13 protein-coding genes are annotated in these 16701 nt (G+C 53.7%); 7 read left to right on the top strand and 6 right to left on the bottom strand.

The features are described from left to right. Positions 1-347: 347 nt before the first annotated feature. A complete protein-coding gene (locus PHV74_04495) occupies positions 348-1988 on the top strand; it encodes a DEAD/DEAH box helicase (protein ID MDD5093626.1) in 1641 nt (546 codons plus the stop codon). Positions 1989-2127: 139 nt separating this feature from the next. Here the strand turns inward: PHV74_04495 and PHV74_04490 are convergent, their stop codons facing one another. Continuing rightward, entirely contained in the window at positions 2128-2316 is a 189-nt protein-coding gene (locus PHV74_04490; protein MDD5093625.1) for a hypothetical protein, read from the bottom strand. A gap of 260 nt (positions 2317-2576) precedes the next feature. On the opposite strand from PHV74_04490, the gene PHV74_04485 reads away from it, so the two are divergent. Then, entirely contained in the window at positions 2577-2837 is a 261-nt protein-coding gene (locus PHV74_04485) for a toxin-antitoxin system HicB family antitoxin (GenBank protein MDD5093624.1), read from the top strand. Positions 2838-2900: 63 nt separating this feature from the next. Here PHV74_04485 and PHV74_04480 read toward each other — a convergent pair whose 3' ends face one another. Together PHV74_04480 and PHV74_04475 are read right to left on the bottom strand one after the other, a co-directional pair. Continuing rightward, positions 2901-3191, bottom strand: coding sequence for a GIY-YIG nuclease family protein (locus PHV74_04480; GenBank protein MDD5093623.1), 291 nt, complete (start codon positions 3189-3191; stop codon positions 2901-2903). A gap of 30 nt (positions 3192-3221) precedes the next feature. Continuing rightward, complete coding sequence (locus tag PHV74_04475; protein MDD5093622.1) at positions 3222-5369, bottom strand: Tex family protein; 2148 nt, start codon at positions 5367-5369, stop codon at positions 3222-3224. Positions 5370-5586: 217 nt separating this feature from the next. On the opposite strand from PHV74_04475, the gene PHV74_04470 reads away from it, so the two are divergent. Then, a complete protein-coding gene (locus PHV74_04470) occupies positions 5587-7776 on the top strand; it encodes a molybdopterin-dependent oxidoreductase (protein MDD5093621.1) in 2190 nt (729 codons plus the stop codon). A 143-nt stretch (positions 7777-7919) separates the two neighbouring features. On the opposite strand, the gene PHV74_04465 is transcribed toward PHV74_04470, so the two are convergent. Together PHV74_04465 and PHV74_04460 are read right to left on the bottom strand one after the other, a co-directional pair. After that, complete coding sequence (locus PHV74_04465) at positions 7920-8429, bottom strand: universal stress protein (protein MDD5093620.1); 510 nt, start codon at positions 8427-8429, stop codon at positions 7920-7922. 86 nt (positions 8430-8515) lie between these two features. Next, complete coding sequence (locus PHV74_04460; GenBank protein ID MDD5093619.1) at positions 8516-8869, bottom strand: universal stress protein; 354 nt, start codon at positions 8867-8869, stop codon at positions 8516-8518. Between the two features lie 495 nt (positions 8870-9364). Between PHV74_04460 and PHV74_04455 the strand changes: the two genes are divergently transcribed. After that, a complete protein-coding gene (locus tag PHV74_04455) occupies positions 9365-10438 on the top strand; it encodes an ATP-grasp domain-containing protein (GenBank protein MDD5093618.1) in 1074 nt (357 codons plus the stop codon). Between the two features lie 214 nt (positions 10439-10652). Next, positions 10653-12032 carry a CoA-binding protein gene (locus tag PHV74_04450; GenBank protein ID MDD5093617.1) on the top strand — a complete coding sequence of 460 codons (1380 nt, stop codon included), beginning with the start codon at positions 10653-10655 and terminating at the stop codon, positions 12030-12032. Positions 12033-12339: 307 nt separating this feature from the next. On the opposite strand, the gene PHV74_04445 is transcribed toward PHV74_04450, so the two are convergent. Further along, positions 12340-13059, bottom strand: a complete 720-nt coding sequence (locus tag PHV74_04445) for a response regulator transcription factor (protein MDD5093616.1) — start codon at positions 13057-13059, stop codon at positions 12340-12342. A 406-nt stretch (positions 13060-13465) separates the two neighbouring features. Here PHV74_04445 and PHV74_04440 point away from each other — a divergent pair, with 406 nt between their 5' ends. Both PHV74_04440 and PHV74_04435 read left to right on the top strand, forming a co-directional pair. After that, positions 13466-14620, top strand: a complete 1155-nt coding sequence (locus PHV74_04440) for a hypothetical protein (GenBank protein ID MDD5093615.1) — start codon at positions 13466-13468, stop codon at positions 14618-14620. Between the two features lie 522 nt (positions 14621-15142). Then, positions 15143-16675 (top strand): FecR domain-containing protein, encoded by a 1533-nt coding sequence (locus PHV74_04435; GenBank protein ID MDD5093614.1) that lies wholly within the window; start codon positions 15143-15145, stop codon positions 16673-16675. Positions 16676-16701: the final 26 nt, after the last annotated feature.

Raw genomic sequence — 16701 nt, 5'->3', positions numbered from 1 at the left:
CTGGTAAACCATCGGTCAAATTCCTGGAATGTCCCGGGATAATCAATGCCAGAAACAGGATGAACAGACTCTTCCATGCCTACATACTACATTTTGTGGCCGGTTGAGTAAAGTGCATACCCACTTAGTGCAAATGTATGCTATACTAGATATTAGCCACCTAAAACCAGAGGATATGCGAGCAAGATGCCGTCTGCCCTTTCATTTTCGAGGGAGGCGGTTTTTTGTTTCAGACAGTATAGGCTCACTACTTGTGGATGGAGTCAACTGTTGGCATTTGAAGGGGAAACCGTTCCGCAAGGACCGGCGACAACAGTGGACTAAAATCATACAGGTAGAGGAGTACTATGACAAACGAATTCGAATCGCTGAACCTGCATCCGGGGCTGGTGCAGGCCGTGGCCGATCTTGGCTACGAGACCCCGACCCCCATTCAATCCGCCGTTATTCCGGTGATGCTCGCAGGTGCTGATGTTATCGCTCAGGCCCAGACGGGAACCGGCAAGACGGCCGCCTTCGCATTGCCCATCCTTCAAAATCTGACGGCGGGGCAGAAACATGTGCAGGCTCTGGTGCTGTCTCCCACGCGGGAACTGGCGCTTCAGGTAGCTGAGGCCATTCGCGATTATGGGCAACATTGCAGCGTGCGCGTGCTGCCGGTTTACGGCGGTCAGTCTTATGATTTGCAGATCAGCCGTCTGAAGCAGGGTGTGGAGGTGGTTGTGGGAACTCCGGGGCGACTGCTTGATTTGATCGAAAAGGGTGTCCTTGATCTGAGCCAGGTCCGTACCGTGGTTTTGGATGAGGCCGACGAAATGCTCTCCATGGGCTTCATCGATGATATTGAGTCCATCATCGAGTGCACCTCGCCGGATCGTCAGACGGCCCTTTTCTCGGCCACCATGCCAGCGGAAATTCGCCGCCTCGCAAGCCAGTACATGCGTGAAGCCCAGTCGATAAGCATCAAAAGCAAGCAGCTCACAGTGGAGTCGGTGGATCAGCGATATCTTCTGGTCAACAGGAAGGATAAACTGGCGGCCCTGACGCGTGTATTTGAAGTTGAAGATATCAGTCGAGCGCTGGTTTTTGTCAGCACCCGTATCGGAACCGCGGAACTGGTGACGGCGCTGGAGGAGAGGGGATTCCCTGCCGAGGCGCTCAACGGAGACTTAAACCAAAACGCCCGGGAACAGGTGATGAACCGTTTTCGTCGAGACCAGATCACAACGCTGGTGGCCACCGATGTGGCGGCGCGCGGGCTGGATATCGATGATATTTCGCATGTCTTTAACTTTGATCTGCCACAGGACCCTGAGCTGTACGTGCATCGAATCGGGCGTACGGCGCGGGCAGGCAAAACCGGCATCGCCATTTCTTTTGTGACGCCCAAGGAGAAGTGGTATCTGCATCGCATCGAGGGGTATACCAAGCAGCCGATCACCCCAATGCCCATTCCCACGGAGGCGGAAATTCACGCCAATCGCAAAAGCCGGCTGTTAGCTCAGTTCGATATCTGGCTCAAACGCGGACGCTGCAGTCATGAAAGAGAGATCGTCCAGGAACTTTCAGAGGCCGGCCATGATATTGCCGATATTGCGGCGGTGGCCATCAAGATGTCTCGCATCAATGCCAAACAGAGACCCATTGCGCCCGTGAGCGAACTCATCGAGGAGCGTCCCAAGAGGCTGAGCCGGGAGACCAAACGCCCTGTCAGGACAACCGGAAATGGCCGGTCCGGCGCCGCCACTCGTGAAAAAGGCATGGTCCGGCTGACACTGAGCGCAGGCAAGGCGCAGGGCATTCGTCCCGCCGACGTTGTGGGAACCATTGCCCATCATGCCGATTTTCCCGGTCACGCCATCGGCGCCATCCGCATCATGGAAGATCATACCCTGGTGGATGTGCCGCAGGAGTACGTGCCTCAGATATTGGCTCAAGCCGGAAGGTATCGTTTTCGCAAGCAGGTTGTCACGCTGGCCATCGCCTGAAAATTGACACCACAAGCTCACTAAGAACGGATGGGTGGATGCAAGGCCTGTGTCATGACAAGTGTAGCCCATCAGCAAAGGTAGTATCTTTGTACTATCGCCGGGCCACAGCTAGAAGTGCCTCAAAGATTACGGTGCTTCAGATCAGCGCGGCCCAGATATGTTTTTCCACTTCCCGACGGACGTCTGGCATGGTATATTGGAGCGGGTCAAAGCGGGCCAGGTTCTGACCCTCTCTCTGTAACAATAAATATCCCCCCTCATCGAGAACGACTTCGAATCCGGATGCCTCGACTTGAGGAGATAGGATTCCCCACACTTTCATCATCACTGTCTCCTGATTCCTGCTTTTGCCGCAGTCTATCTTACCTCAGTCTATCCCATCCGGCAAGCCAGGTCCAGAGCGCTATACACGAATATGCCTGTGTGCTTCTCTGCATCTTCAGCGATTTGGCGATTTTTCCCCTGAGATTCTGCTTCGGACAATACTTGCGCTGACAAAGCTTGATTCAAGGGAGAATGTCTGGCATAATTGAGCAAAAATAAGCGGGCATTCAGCGCCCATCGCGAAGTTGCAGGAGTCGAAACATGCCACTGGAGAATGACGGCTATTCATATCGCGTCATCTGGTCTATCGATCACGAAAAATATATTGCTTTGTGCGCGGAGTTCCCAGACTTGTCATGGTTTGCCGAAGACTTGGAATCCGCCTTCAAGGGCATTCGGAAGTTAGTTGCTGATACGGTGCGAAAAATGAAGCAAAACGGGGAAGCTGTTCCGCAATCCCGTAACGTCAGATATAATGGGAAAAGCTTTACGTGTGCAGCGCGACCCTGCTATCGAAGCTGAGGGATTAAGCGCCAAGCCGAATCGGATCGTCATTGTCAACTGGGGATACTCTGATACGTTCCTTTACGTCTCGACCTGTTTGATTATCGCCTCAAGGCGCTTTCTGGTTCTTATCAGTTCTTCCTTCTTTGCCTTTGACAGCTTCTTGACCTTACTTTCCACACGAAGCGCCAGGCTTCTGCTCTCCAGTTTCTCCTGGAAAACCAATAACAGAGGGCCCCTGCCTCGGAGCCACTTGGCTCCCTCACCGTTCTTTCCCTGGTGCTCCGCGAACCTGCGGTCAACATCAGTGGTGATTCCGGTATACAAACTTCCATCGTGACATCTGATCAGGTATAAGTGCCATTCCGACATGATCTTTGCTTATTATTTGAGTGACCCGAGTTATCCGGGCTGGGACGCATCCGACTTCATTGACAAAGAAATACGCTTGCGTTCCACATCGACCGCGAGCACTGTGACCTTAACCCTTTGATTGACGCTGACCACATCAGCCGAGTTTTTTACAAAATTATCCGATAGTTGGCTGATATGCACTAGGCCATCCTGGTGCACGCCAATATCCACAAAAGCCCCAAAATTGGTCACATTGGTCACGATTCCGGACAGCTTCATTCCCGGAGTGAGTTGATCAATCGTTCTGATTCCCGCGGCAAAAGCGACCGCCTCAAACTGTTCACGAGGATCACGCCCCGGCTTGGCCAGCTCCGCCATGATGTCCTGCAATGTCGGCAGCCCATACTTTTCTCCGATGTAACTCTCCAGATTAATCCGGCGGCGCAAGTCCTCGCGGCGTATGAGGTCGGCCACACTGCAGTCCATGTCTCTAGCCATGCGTTCTACGATGTGATAGCTCTCCGGATGCACCGCGCTGGCATCGAGAGGGTTATTCGCATCATCAATTCGAAGGAATCCGGCAGCGAGCTCAAAAGCCTTCGGTCCCAACCGGGGGACCTTCTTTAGGTCCGCGCGTCTGCGAAACGGTCCATTCTCATTTCTGTGAGCGATAATGCTTTTTGCCAGAGCGGGACCCAGTCCTGAAACATAGGTCAAAAGCTGTTGGCTGGCAGTATTGACCTTCACCCCGACTTTGTTCACACAGCTCATGACGGTTTCGTCGAGATTACTCTTGAGTCTGCCCTGATCGACGTCATGCTGGTATTGCCCCACCCCTATGGACTTGGGGTCTATTTTGACCAGTTCTGCCAGAGGGTCCACTAGCCGCCGTCCGATGGATACCGCCCCGCGCACGGTGATATCCTGATCGGGGAACTCTTCACGGGCAACTGCAGATGCAGAATAGATCGATGCGCCGCTTTCATTCACCATGACCACCGGCATCTTGTCCGGCAAGCTCAGTCCGCGAATGAATTCTTCCGTTTCTCGGCTGGCCGTGCCGTTGCCGATAGCAATCGCTTCGATGTGAAATCTCTGTATCAGATCGAGTATCGTCCGGCTGGCTTCCCTGCTCCGTTCTGCTGATTGATTCACGTAAATGACCGCATTGGTCAGGAGTTTGCCCTGAGGGTCCAGGCAGACCACCTTGCAGCCGGTCCGAAAACCCGGGTCAATCGCCAGGACAGATCGAGGTCCCATGGGCGGGGCCATTAGCGTTTCACGAAGATTGCGCGCAAATACGCGAAGCGCCTCGTCATCGGCGTGTTCTTTTGCCTGCTGACGGATCTCCGTTTCCATAGAGGGTGCCATCAATCTGGGATAGCTATCTTCTATGGCCAGAACCACCTGCGCCGAGGTTGCACCGGCACCCTTAACGAAGCGCCGGTGCAGGAATAACAGGGCTTTTTCTTGAGGCGGTCTTATCTTCAGTTTGAGGAATCCTTCGTTCTCACCCCGCAACATCGCCAGCATACGGTGACTGGGTACCCGGGCAACCGGCTCCTGCCAGTCAAAGTAGTTGCTGTATTTGATGCCCTCGCTTTCCTTACCTTTAGCCACGCTGGATTGAATAATGCCTTCCCGGTAAAAGAGCCTGCGTATGGTCTGCCTTGCCTGGGCATCTTCATTGACCCACTCGGCAACGATATCACGCGCTCCGGCCAGCGCATCCTCAATCGAATCAACGCCTTTTTCCATATTCACGAATGCGAGAGCTTCATGAGAAGGATCAGCAATCTCCTGAGCCAATATCAGCCCGGCCAGAGACTCAAGACCTTTTTCTTTGGCGATGGTAGCCCGGGTACGCCTTTTGGGACGGTAGGGAAGGTAAATATCCTCCAAAGCGGCCAGCGTTTCCGCCGATTCGACTGAACTGCGTAACTCGGCCGTAAGCACATTCTGTTCTTCAAGGGATTTCAGAATCACCTGGCGTCTATTGTCTAGCGCCGCCAGCCGTGCCAGCCCGTCCCGTATTTCGGCAAGTACAACCTCGTCCAGTGACCCGGTTTTCTCCTTGCGATAACGTGCAATGAATGGGATAGTCGCTCCCTCATCAAGGAGGGCTTTGACAGCTTCTATCTGCTGGGGAGTGACTCCAGACTGGTTGACAATGACCGCGCCATAAGTTTCAAGCATACGTATCTCCAGGTACCGGATATCAATCATTGTACTACAGAGGCCTCACGCTCTTAAAGCAATTGCTATCGGGGGCCACCATGTGATTATGATATATTTTGCTCACTAGCGTAGAAAACTGATCACGCTAAAGATTTTTTGGGAACATCGGAAGTGGTACAATAAATAAAACTGAGTCAGTGGGAAACGCAGATGGACGCAAAAGGCGGTGCCTGCCATGAATGAGACCCGAATAGTCCCCACCGGTGGATGCCATGATTGCGGTGGAAGATGCGTGCTCAAAGTTCACGTTAAAGATGGCGTGGCGGTGCGGGTCGAGACCGATGACGGTGAAGAACCGCAGTTGCGTGCCTGTGCTAGAGGGCGGGCCTATCGGCAGCAGGTATATTCCCCGGATCGACTCCGAGTTCCGCTAAGACGGATAGGGCCGCGAGGTGAGGGTCAATTCGAGCCGGTCACCTGGGATGAAGCCCTGAACACGGTGGCCGAAAACATCCTGCGGATTCGGAATACCTATGGACCGGAGGCTATTCTGACGCATGTCTATTCGGGCCCACATGCCAGCACCTTTCACAGCGGCTTCCAGATAATCGCCCGTTTCAATCGAATGTTCGGCGGACGGAACATCTCGGGATGGGGTGGCGCCTCGGCGGAAGGCGGGGTTTTTGCCAACCGGGCCACTTTTGGCACCCTCACCACAGGCAACAGCCGAGACGATTTGGTCAATTCCCGATTGATTATTCTCTGGGGAGCCAATCCGGCGGAATCGGTGTTCGGCACCAATACCTGCTTCCACCTGATACAGGCCAGGGAGGCCGGAGCCAGGATCGTGGTGATTGATCCCAGGTACTCCAACACCGTGGCCATCCTTGCCGACCGCTGGATACCCATCAGGCCGGGGACCGACGCCGCCATGATGATCGCCATGGCATATGTGATGATCTCGGAGAACCTTCACAACCAGCAGTTTCTGGATCGCTACACCATCGGTTTTGATCAGTTCAAAGACTACGTGATGGGTGCTGATGATGGCATTTCCAAAACACCGCAGTGGGCCGAATCGAAGACTGGCGTCCCGGCTGCTGACATCACGGCTTTGGCCCGTGAGTATGCGACCACATATCCGGCAGCCCTTATCCCCGGATGGGCTCCGGGTCGCAGCGCCCGCGGCGAACAGTACCATCGCACTGCCTCCACTCTGGCGGCAATGACGGGCAACGTCGGTATCTCCGGCGGCAACGCCGCGGGATTCGAGCGGGCGCAGGCCGGCTCAATGATCCCTCCCGGATGGAACATTGAAAACCCGGACGCATCCTACGAGAAGCAGGTCAAGGCGCTCGATGTGCGCCATCGTCTTCGCTCGCGGCCTCATATCGTCAAGCTGTGGGACGCCATTCTGAAGGGCAAGGCAGGAGGTTATCCCGGCGATATCAAGATGGCCTACATTGTCGGGGGAAATCCCCTCAACCAGTTCCCCAACATCAACAAGGGAGTGGAGGCGCTCAACAAGCTTGAATTTATCGTAGTACACGAGCAATTCATGACCGCCACCGCCCGCTATGCTGATATACTGTTGCCGGTGACCACGCTCTGGGAACGCAACGATTTCGCCCGGCCCTGGGTATCCGGCCCGTATTTCATCTCTCAGAACAAGGTGATCGATCCGCTGCCCGATGTCAGGTCCGATATCGATATCTTCCGGGCACTGTTGCCAAAAATAGGCGTCTCCGATCCGTCCCTCGATATCCCGGAGGAGGAGGGCATCCGTCAGCTGGTGGCAACCATGGGCGACGTGATCGGCGAGATTCCCGACTTTGAGGCATTCAAACGCGCGGGGGTCCATAAAATGAATTTTGACGGGCCGCAGATCGCCTTCAAGGAGCAGATCGAAGACCCCCTGAAGCATCCCTTTCCCACGCCTTCCGGCAAGATCGAGATCTACTGCCGGCGGCTGGCCGACGTGGATAACCCCGAAGTCTCTCCCATTCCCCGGTACATCGAATCCTGGGAAGGGCCTGGCGATCCTCTCATCCAGAAGTATCCGCTGCAAATGGTTACCTATCATCATAAAGGCCGGGCGCACTCCATCTTTCACACCAATCCATGGCTGCGGGAGATCGAGCCTCAACGGGTGTGGATCAATGCTGCGGACGCTCAATCCCGAGGGATCGGCGATGAAGACGAAGTGAAAGTCTTCAATGACAGGGGAGTAGTGGTTATCCGGGCCCGGGTGACCGAACGGATCATGCCCGGCGTGGTCGCCATGGGAGAAGGTGCCTGGTATCAACCTGGCAGCAGTGGCGTCGACCGTGGCGGGAATCCTAACGTTCTGATTCGAGATCAGTATTCACCGGGAGGGGCATTTCCGGGGAACACCTGCCTGGTTCAAGTGGAGCGGTTCGCCTGAGGTTTTTTCCGAAAATCGTCTGCTCAAAAATATGATTGGCGCTTGATGAACGTCAATGCGCCGGACTTCTAATAATTGACCTTTATCGCCAACAGCTTCAAAAAATAGGTTGTGAGCATGGTTTAGACCCGGTCAGTTGCGGCTCAACTGCCTTGTTCTTTTTCCTTTGGTGGCCGGACGACCAGAACCGGGGTGTCTCCTGCATGTAACACCTTGTCGGTGACGCTGCCGGCAAACCACCGGGCCAATCCCGAGCGTCCGTGAGTGGACATGGCGATAAGATCGATATCTTTCGTCCCTGCATAGTCGACAATCCGATCTGCCGGGATTCCAAAGTCTATGGCCGTCGAGGCGTTTACCCCTTTCTCTCGAAGCTGCTTCTCCATGTCATCCAGGTATGCCTTAGCCAACGCCCTCCTGTTCTCCATCACTTGGGAAGGATAAAAGGCCTGTTCATGGATATTCGAATCCAGCTTCCCATCAACGACCGACCGATAAGGCGGTGCATAAGCCGCATCCGCCCCGGTTGCCACCGTCTCAATGACCTGGAATAGAACAAGCTCCGCGCCTGACTTAAGCGCCAGGTACTCTGCATATGGAACGGCGGCCTCTCCCACTCGGGAGCCATCCAATGGCAGGAGAATCCTTTTCATCAGCTTCTTTTGTTGCAGAGCCTCCGCTCTGGCCTGAGACCTGATCAGTAATACTGGTCTGTCCGCCGCTCGAAGGATTTTGGCAGCTATGTTCCCCAGAGGCCATGACTTGACGAACCATGGCTGGCCATGGCGATGCAACTCACATCCCCCTCATCCGCATACTGCAATATCTTCTCGACAGGGTTGCCTGAAAGAGCCTTGTTGCTCACCCAGACGCTTTTTGGGGCCTCCCAGTGTTCGAGTTCCTTTTGCACCTTTGCGGTGACGCGATCCAGATAGCTTTGGTGGAGACGTTCCATATGGGGGTCGGCTGGCTCGAAGACGCTGACCAAAACAACCTCGGCACTAAGGCTTGTGGCGATCTCCTCCACGAAAGGCAGGGCCATTTCCGCAGTCTCGGATCCATCCAACGGGACCAGCATTGTTTTGAACATCATTCCCCCCTCAATCTCCGGTCAGTTCAATTTCTTCTGGTCACGGCTTGTAGTTTAAGCAAGAAAGCCTCGCAGCGCCATCCGTACACCTACTTATTTCTACGGAAAATCCAACGTAATTCTATCCGGAAACACCCCTTTCTGGACCTGGACTGATGTGGGTGCATGACGTAACCAGAAAAAAGTCCTTTTCACAGGCTTTGTTTTGAGCCTTCGGTAGCCCGTTCCAGCATTGGAGTACAACGAGTTTCCCGACATCTTTGAAGCTCATTTTGTGTTGGAAGGAAATAAGGTTTGATTGAGGGGTAAAAAATGCAGTAGAATACGTAAGGTTGCTGTAAATCGGGTGACTGGCCACCGGCTCCAAAAGCAAGGCCACTAGTACTGGTTCACGGCATGACTACTATCGAAAGGCAAGGCATCTGACAAGAGCGTCCCTCTGGCGCTCCAGTTGACCTTGCGAAGGAGAACAATGGGATTGGGAAACCTCCAGTGGCGATGAACATTGATTCCCCGGAAATATCCGTGTTGTTGCTATTCAATCTGGACCCGGACTGGTCGGCACATGAACGAGAAGAGGTTCTCGAGATAACAGCGCAACTCGAAAAGGCAATCAGTTCGGTTTATCAAACCATTCTGGCTCCGGTGAGCAATAGCGGTCTTAACACTATCATGGCTCGCTACAACCCTCTTGAATACGTAGTCTTCAATTGGTGTGAAAGTCTTCCCGGGGTAGCGCACAGCGAGTGGATCGTTCCGGAGTATTTGGAAGTAAGGGGTTTCGCGTTCACAGGTGCAAGTTCGGAGACCATTGCGCTGGCCCAGGACAAATATCGCATGAAACAACTTCTAGATGAGTCCGGAATACCAACCCCCAGATGGCAAATTTACGATCATCCGTCACCCGTCAGGTGGCGTCGTTTCCCGGCCATCGTCAAACCTTCCAGAGAGCATTGCAGTGAAGGGATTGACCGTAATGCGGTTGTCATGACGGAAGGGGAACTCAAAGACAGAATTTGCTACGTGCTTGAAAAGTACAAACAACCGGCACTGGTGGAGGACTTCATTGACGGACGCGAATTACATGTATCGCTTTGGGGCGACGGCACTATTGAAATGCTGCCACCGGCCGAGATGGAATTTTCGTTGTTCACGGATCAGCATGACCGGATCTGCAGTTATGAATCCAAGTTCGTTCCGGAGTCGGAGCCATATCAAAATATAAAAACGCTGCTGCCGGCGCCACTCACCGAAGACGAACTCCGCAGAGTAGAAGAGATTTGCAAGGCCACCTATATGGTGACAGGGTGTCGAGACTATGCCCGTGTCGACCTGCGAATCAGAGACGGTGCCTTTTACATCTTGGACGTAAACCCCAACCCCGATATCAGCCCGGATACCAGTACAGTAGCTGCAGCTGAAATCGCAGGTTATTCCTATGGGGACTTGGGGCAACGCTTCGTTGAGCTTGCGGCCAAGAGGCATCCCGTCTGGGGAGAACCCATTCTTGCCGGCAATTCAGAAGGGGCTACACATCGGCCCAATCAATCCGTCTGGAGAGACCCTGTCTAGGTGAAATCGATACTGAGACCATCCGGAAAGGCACATAATCTGTGCTGTGTGAATATGTTACAGACAAGAACAGTTGAGGAAATTTAGACCAACCTGGGCTGAGACAATCAGTCTTGGGGAGTTGGCTGGAAAGGTTAGGGAGATGAACAATTTGAGCAAGCATAAGACATCAACTTCTTCGGAATATATTGAGTATCTCTTCCATCCCCGTTCAGTGGCAATCGTAGGGGCTTCATCCGACCCAAAGCGCCAGTCTAACTCCGTATTCCAGCAAGCGCTGATGAACTCGGGATATTCCGGGAAGATATATCCCATCTCCCGCAGTGAGGATGAGATACTGAACCTCAAAGCGTATCGCAGCATCATGGATGTCCCCGGTCCGGTCGATTACGTTATCGCAGCGATCCCTGCGACGGCCATTCCTGAGTTGATGCGGGAGTGTGTGGATAAGAACGTCAAGGTGGTGAACCTCTTTACTGCCGGGTTCAGTGAGACGGAAAGTGAAGCCGGGAGAGAACTGGAGAAGACCGCTTTGAAGATCGCCTCCGAGGGGAACGTTCGCCTTCTTGGGCCGAACTGCATGGGCGTTTACTGCCCGGAATCGGGGCTGAGTTTCAGCCGTGAGTTCTCCAAGGTCAGCGGGTCGGTGGGATACCTTTGCCAGAGTGGCGGTAATGCCAATTATGTGATCGAGTCCGGTCTTGCCCGGGGGATTCATTTCAGCAAAGTCATCAGTTATGGAAATGCCCTCGACCTGAACGAAGCCGATTTACTGGAGTGTCTGGCCGAAGATCCGCAAACCCGAACCATCGCCGCGTACATCGAGGGGTTCAGAGACGGACGCCGGTTTTTCGAGCTGCTGCAGCAAGTGGCGCTCAACAAACCCGTTATCGCCGTGAAAGGCGGCAGAACAGCGGGAGGCGCCAGGGCAGTTTCCTCTCACACCGGTTCGCTTGCCGGTTCGGATGTCATCTGGGAAACCCTGTCCAGACAAACAGGCATGATCACCGCTGCCGACCTCGACGAGATGATCGACTTGCTGGTGACGTTCGAATTCTTCAGAGCGCCTGTCGGACCGAATGCGGCCATATTTGCGCTGGGTGGAGGGGTCAATGTACTGGCAACCGATACCTGTGAGAGTGCCGGCATAAAGGTTCCGCGCTTCCCCAACCCAGTGGTGAATCAGCTCAGAGAGATATTCACCGCCGCCGGTGTCAGTGTGAACAATCCCATTGATGCCGCGCTTACCAGGCACGCAACAACACGTGCCATACAGCTCCTTTCCGGGACTTCGGAGATCGATTTTCTGTTGGTCAATCTCGATCCCCGGGTGATGTCTCCCCTCCGGGAGTTTCCGTTTTTTGAGACCCAGATAGACTTCTTGATCCAGGCGTCAAAAAACTCCGCCAAGCCGATGGCGGTAGTCATCAATGACGATCCTCGTCCTCAATGGGCCGACTTCAGGCGGAAACTGCAACAGACGTGTATTGAGGCAGGCTTGCCGGTTTACCCTTCGGTGCCTCGCGCCGCAAAGGCTATCGCCAAATTCCTCCGCTATCACCAGCATCAAGCGATGAACATCAACCTGAAGTAGCCTGCCATCTCGATGTTACGCTGTTGACATAACGCTTATGTTCCCCGATAATCGACGCCTCGAAGATGGATCAAACACGGATTTAAGCTTGGCAGATGGAAGAAGTCGCACAACCAGGCGATCCACCTAATACTTTGGGCAACAAATACTCGGTGAGATATATCTATCAGAACTGGGTCGATAGCGATTCTTGAGGCTGAAAAAATAGCTTGCAACAAGGCCAGACTTACAGGGGAAACGGTTCGGACATGGAGGTGCGCCCAGGTTGCCAACTGCTATTTTCACTGGCACAACAAGCTTGGCCAAGTCAACGGGTAATTTTCGCTGGATCAGGCCTGCCCGGCTTCTCGATCTTGTATCCAACTCCCCTCTCAGAGACGATCAGCTTAGGCGCTGCAGGCTCGTCTCCCAGTTTTGCCCGAAGGCGTTGAACATATACCTTGAGGTAATCGTCCGCATCGCTGTGGTCTGAACCCCACACCTTTTGTAGGAGGACCCGATGCGGCATTACTCTGCCCGCGTTTCTCGCCAGTACGCAGAGCAGACTGTATTCGAGGGGAGTCAGTCTAACCTCTACCCCATCTGATAATACTTGGTGAGTGCTGAAGTCAATGGAGACCTTGCCGATGCTAAGAGGTTCCGGCCCTTTTCCAATGTCTGGCATCGTTGAACGGCGCAGCACTGTTTTCACCCGGGCCAGGAGCTCGACATGACTGAATGGTTTGGTGATGTAGTCATCAGCGCCCAGTTCAAGCCCTTTAACCTTATCAAACTCCTGATCCCTTGCGGTCAGCATGACAATAGGCGCATTGGAGAAAAGGCGGATCCGGCGGCAGACCTCAAAGCCGTCCATGTCGGGCAGTCCGATATCCAGAATGACGATATCGGGGGTCTCCGTCTCTACGAGGTCGACTCCAACCAGCCCCTGGCTGGCAGCAACAACCTTCGCATCAGGCCACCGGAGATGAAAACACAAGGAAATGGCCTCGGTGATCTCCGCGTCATCTTCAATGATCAGAACTTTCATCGGTCTTCCAACTCCTGTTGGATATCTCGAACATCTGATGCCTGTCATGGGCACTGCCGGAGACCACATTGGGAGTGCGGGGTTCGGTCCAACCAGCACCAAAGCGTTTTCCGAAGGCAATTAGTTCTCAGCAACGAGTCTATCACCTCTCATTGTACTAGGGCTGGCGTCTGTGAGAAATGGGGTAAACCTGAGTTTGTACATTAGGGTAAACCCGTGTATATGGGCCTTAAGTCGGCAGAACGCTTATCAGACGAGGAATTGAGGCCTTGATGATCACATCTGGGTAGCGCATAGCCTGAACGCTGGCAATGACACAGTTGGACATATCCTCAATGATGGAACGTTTATCGGCAACGTAGACCTTGAGCCGACTGTTTCTAACGCAAATGTTGGACCGACAGGCGTGGCTGTGGACGCCAACGGCAAAATATGGGTCACTGGGTATCTCAACGGTAAGGTTTATCGGATCGATCCAACTGCTGGACCTGCTGGTGCTGACGGCTTAACGCTAATTGGTGCAGTGGACCTTGTTGTAACTGTTGACGGCAATCTTTACAACTACAGTGATATGACTGGAAGCACCTTGATCGCCCCGCCGAACAATGGGTCATGGACTGTGGTCAATGACAGCGGCATCTCTGGTGCCAAGTGGACCACCATAAGCTGGACAGCTGCTGAGCCAGGTGATGGATCGATTGAAGTGTTTGTGGCCAGCAGCAATGACGGAATAACCTTTGGTACGCCACAGCAGGTTTCAAATGGCCAGAACATGCAGGATATCACTGTACCTGATGGGCAATACCTGAAGATTGTGGTCGATTTCACTCGCAGCAGCATGGACGAAGATAGCGATGGAATCAAAGACAGTCCGAAGCTCTTCGACCTCAGTGTCGCTCACAACCAGCCGCCCGTGGCGGATGCTGGCGATGACCAGACTGTGGAACAAGAATCGCATGAAGGAACTGAGGTGACGCTTGATGGCTCAGGTTCCACGGATGATGGATTCCTCGATCCACTGGCTTACACATGGAAAGTAGGCGAGGCTGTTATCGCCACAGGGGTGAACCCAACCGTATTATTTGATCTGGGCATCACAGAAATAACGCTTGAGGTATATGACGGTCAGTTCACCGATACCGATATGGTCACCATAACGGTGGAAGATACTACACCTCCTGAGATGAGATGTGTGGAAAGTGTGAATCCGCACGGGAACATTATTCCCGGAAAGAATCGGGGCAATGACAAACCAAACCAGAATCCTGATGGATTCTACCAACTGATCTCCGAGGACATCTGTGATGCCTCGCCTGAGATATATGTCGGCACGGCCGAAGATACTCATATGTTCGGGCCGTTCGAGAGCGGCATAGTGATAAAATTCACTGAGGCTCCGGGGGCAGAACCTTCGATCAAGAAGATAGGCAGTACCAACGAGCAGGCAGATGCAGTCACTTGGCATATTACTTTGCCGAGCGAGCCTGTGGTCACAGCGGTTGACAACGCTGGAAATGTTACGCAGTGCTCTGACTGTCTCGTGCCTCCTCCTCCCATGTAAGTAAGGATCATCCGAATAGGGGCAAGGAAATCTGCCCGACGCAATGAAGGGAGGGGTGCCTTCTGAGAAGGCACCCCTCCCTCTTATTTAACTGTACACTGCTGCTCTTTGACCGTGCTTGTTCGACGGAATCAGGACTGCAGGCCATATTCCCTTGGGCTGATTGCCTTCTCCTCTCTCCATTTTGCGCATTTTATCGATCACTCCTGCGAAACAAGCATTCGAGTTGCCTCCCCTCCACGTAAATACAGCTACTTTTCTGAATCCAGGTTGTTACTTCACCGAACCGCAGCGAAATCAGAAGACCGCTTCCTGCCCAGGCGTTACAGGTGGCTCCGATCTCGGGGACATCTCCATGAAATACCGCCCTCCTGAGGCAATTTAGTCAATTTTCACTCCAACCCTAACGCTGTGCGAAAAAACTGAATAATTCGCCGTCATTCTGAGAGGTTCGGCTATTTTACCCCTCGCGAATATGCTAGAATGGCTGCAGTATTCCCCATAAGGTTCAAAAGGAGAATCATGACAAGAAAGCAGATCATACTGAGCGTGCTGGCTGTTTCTCTGGCGGTGATTCTGTTATTGGGGGGACTCATTCTGGTCCCTTCGGTCTTCTCATCGCAAACATCTTATTCGGACTCTACTACCCTCTCGATCCTCTCCGGCGATGTGTTCGTTATGAAAGGAAGCACGGGGCAGTGGAAGGAAGCCCATAACGGTATGAAGCTCTCCGCCGCAGACAGCGTCAAGACCAGTGTCGATTCCTATGCGGCAATCACCTTCTTTGAAGGCAGCACCATAACGCTTGACCCGGATACGGAGGTCTCCATCGGGCAGATCGAGAGACTTCCCCAGACAGGTTCAACCGTGGTTCGGCTGAAGCAGAAGGCGGGCCAAACATGGAATCGCGTGCAAAAGCTGACTGACACCGCCTCCAAGTATGAAGTCGAAACCACAGCTGCAGTTGCCGCGGTCAGGGGAACCACCATCCGACTGGCAGTGGGAACCGATGGCCAAACGACGATGAGCGTCTTTCAGGGAGAAGGAAGCCTCCTTGCTCAAGGGGTAAGCGTAACGGTGACGGCGGGCACACAAAGCACGGCCCGGCCGGGAGGACAGCCCTCTGCCGTGAGTCCTATTCCAATATCGGAGAGCATGCTGAGGCTCTCCGTCAATTCAGAGTCGGCATGGATGAAGGCGGTTGACCCTGCAGCGCGAAGTGCCGGAACGGTACGGCCGGGAATCACCGTCAACCAGATACCGGGAGCCATCACCAGCAGCTACGGGGATGAAACTCGCTTCATCGAGATACCCAACCCGTCAGAAGGCACTTTCAGCCTTGTGCTGGTCGGCCAGGACGACGCGCAGATCAACCTGGTGGTAGAAGGTTTTGTGAGAAATGGAACCGCCCTCACCCGGATTTTCCGCCAGGAGAGACAATGCCAGACCGGCAAGAACGACCGATGGCGCATTGATCTGCAGACCGCCACACAAGACGGCATTCTGGACCAGATTACCCTGCCGGCCAAGATCGAACGCCTGAAGGGAGATGAGCCGGGCAGGACCAGTGTGACGCAAGGCGCAGTTGACGGACGCATCGCCGAACTGGCCAGTCGATTCGACCAAAAATATGCCGCCTTCAAATACGACGTATACAGAGCAGTGTCAGGGGAGAAAGTAACCCTGACTTTCAGCGAGGAAGAGATCGCCGGAAAGCTGATGAAATGGGTTACCGGGCCCGATAATCCGGCCGAGATGTACAATATGGAAGCCGGGCTGAACAGTGACGGCACTGTGGAGGCATCGGCTCGATTCAAATACGCCATTTTCCGCGGGAAGCTGAACGTCAAGGCGAGAGTGATCATCGAGGCTGCCAAACCCAGAATAGATATCATCGGCATCGATTTTGATCTGGGCAAGCTTCCTTTGCCGATTGGTCCTTTCAAGGGCAGGATTAATGAAGAAGCCAAAAAGATCACCTGGGATCTGAATGCGGACCTGATTGGTGCTGAGACGACCGGTGAGCACATCGTGCTGACGGTGATCAAACGCTAGAGATGAAGCCGAAGGCAATTATAAGC

This window comes from Dehalococcoidia bacterium (assembly GCA_028711995.1).
Classification (GTDB): Bacteria; Chloroflexota; Dehalococcoidia; order SZUA-161; family SpSt-899; genus JAQTRE01.
The sequence above is the reverse complement of the archived record's forward strand: the minus strand, read 5'-3'. Positions and strand labels throughout refer to the sequence as shown.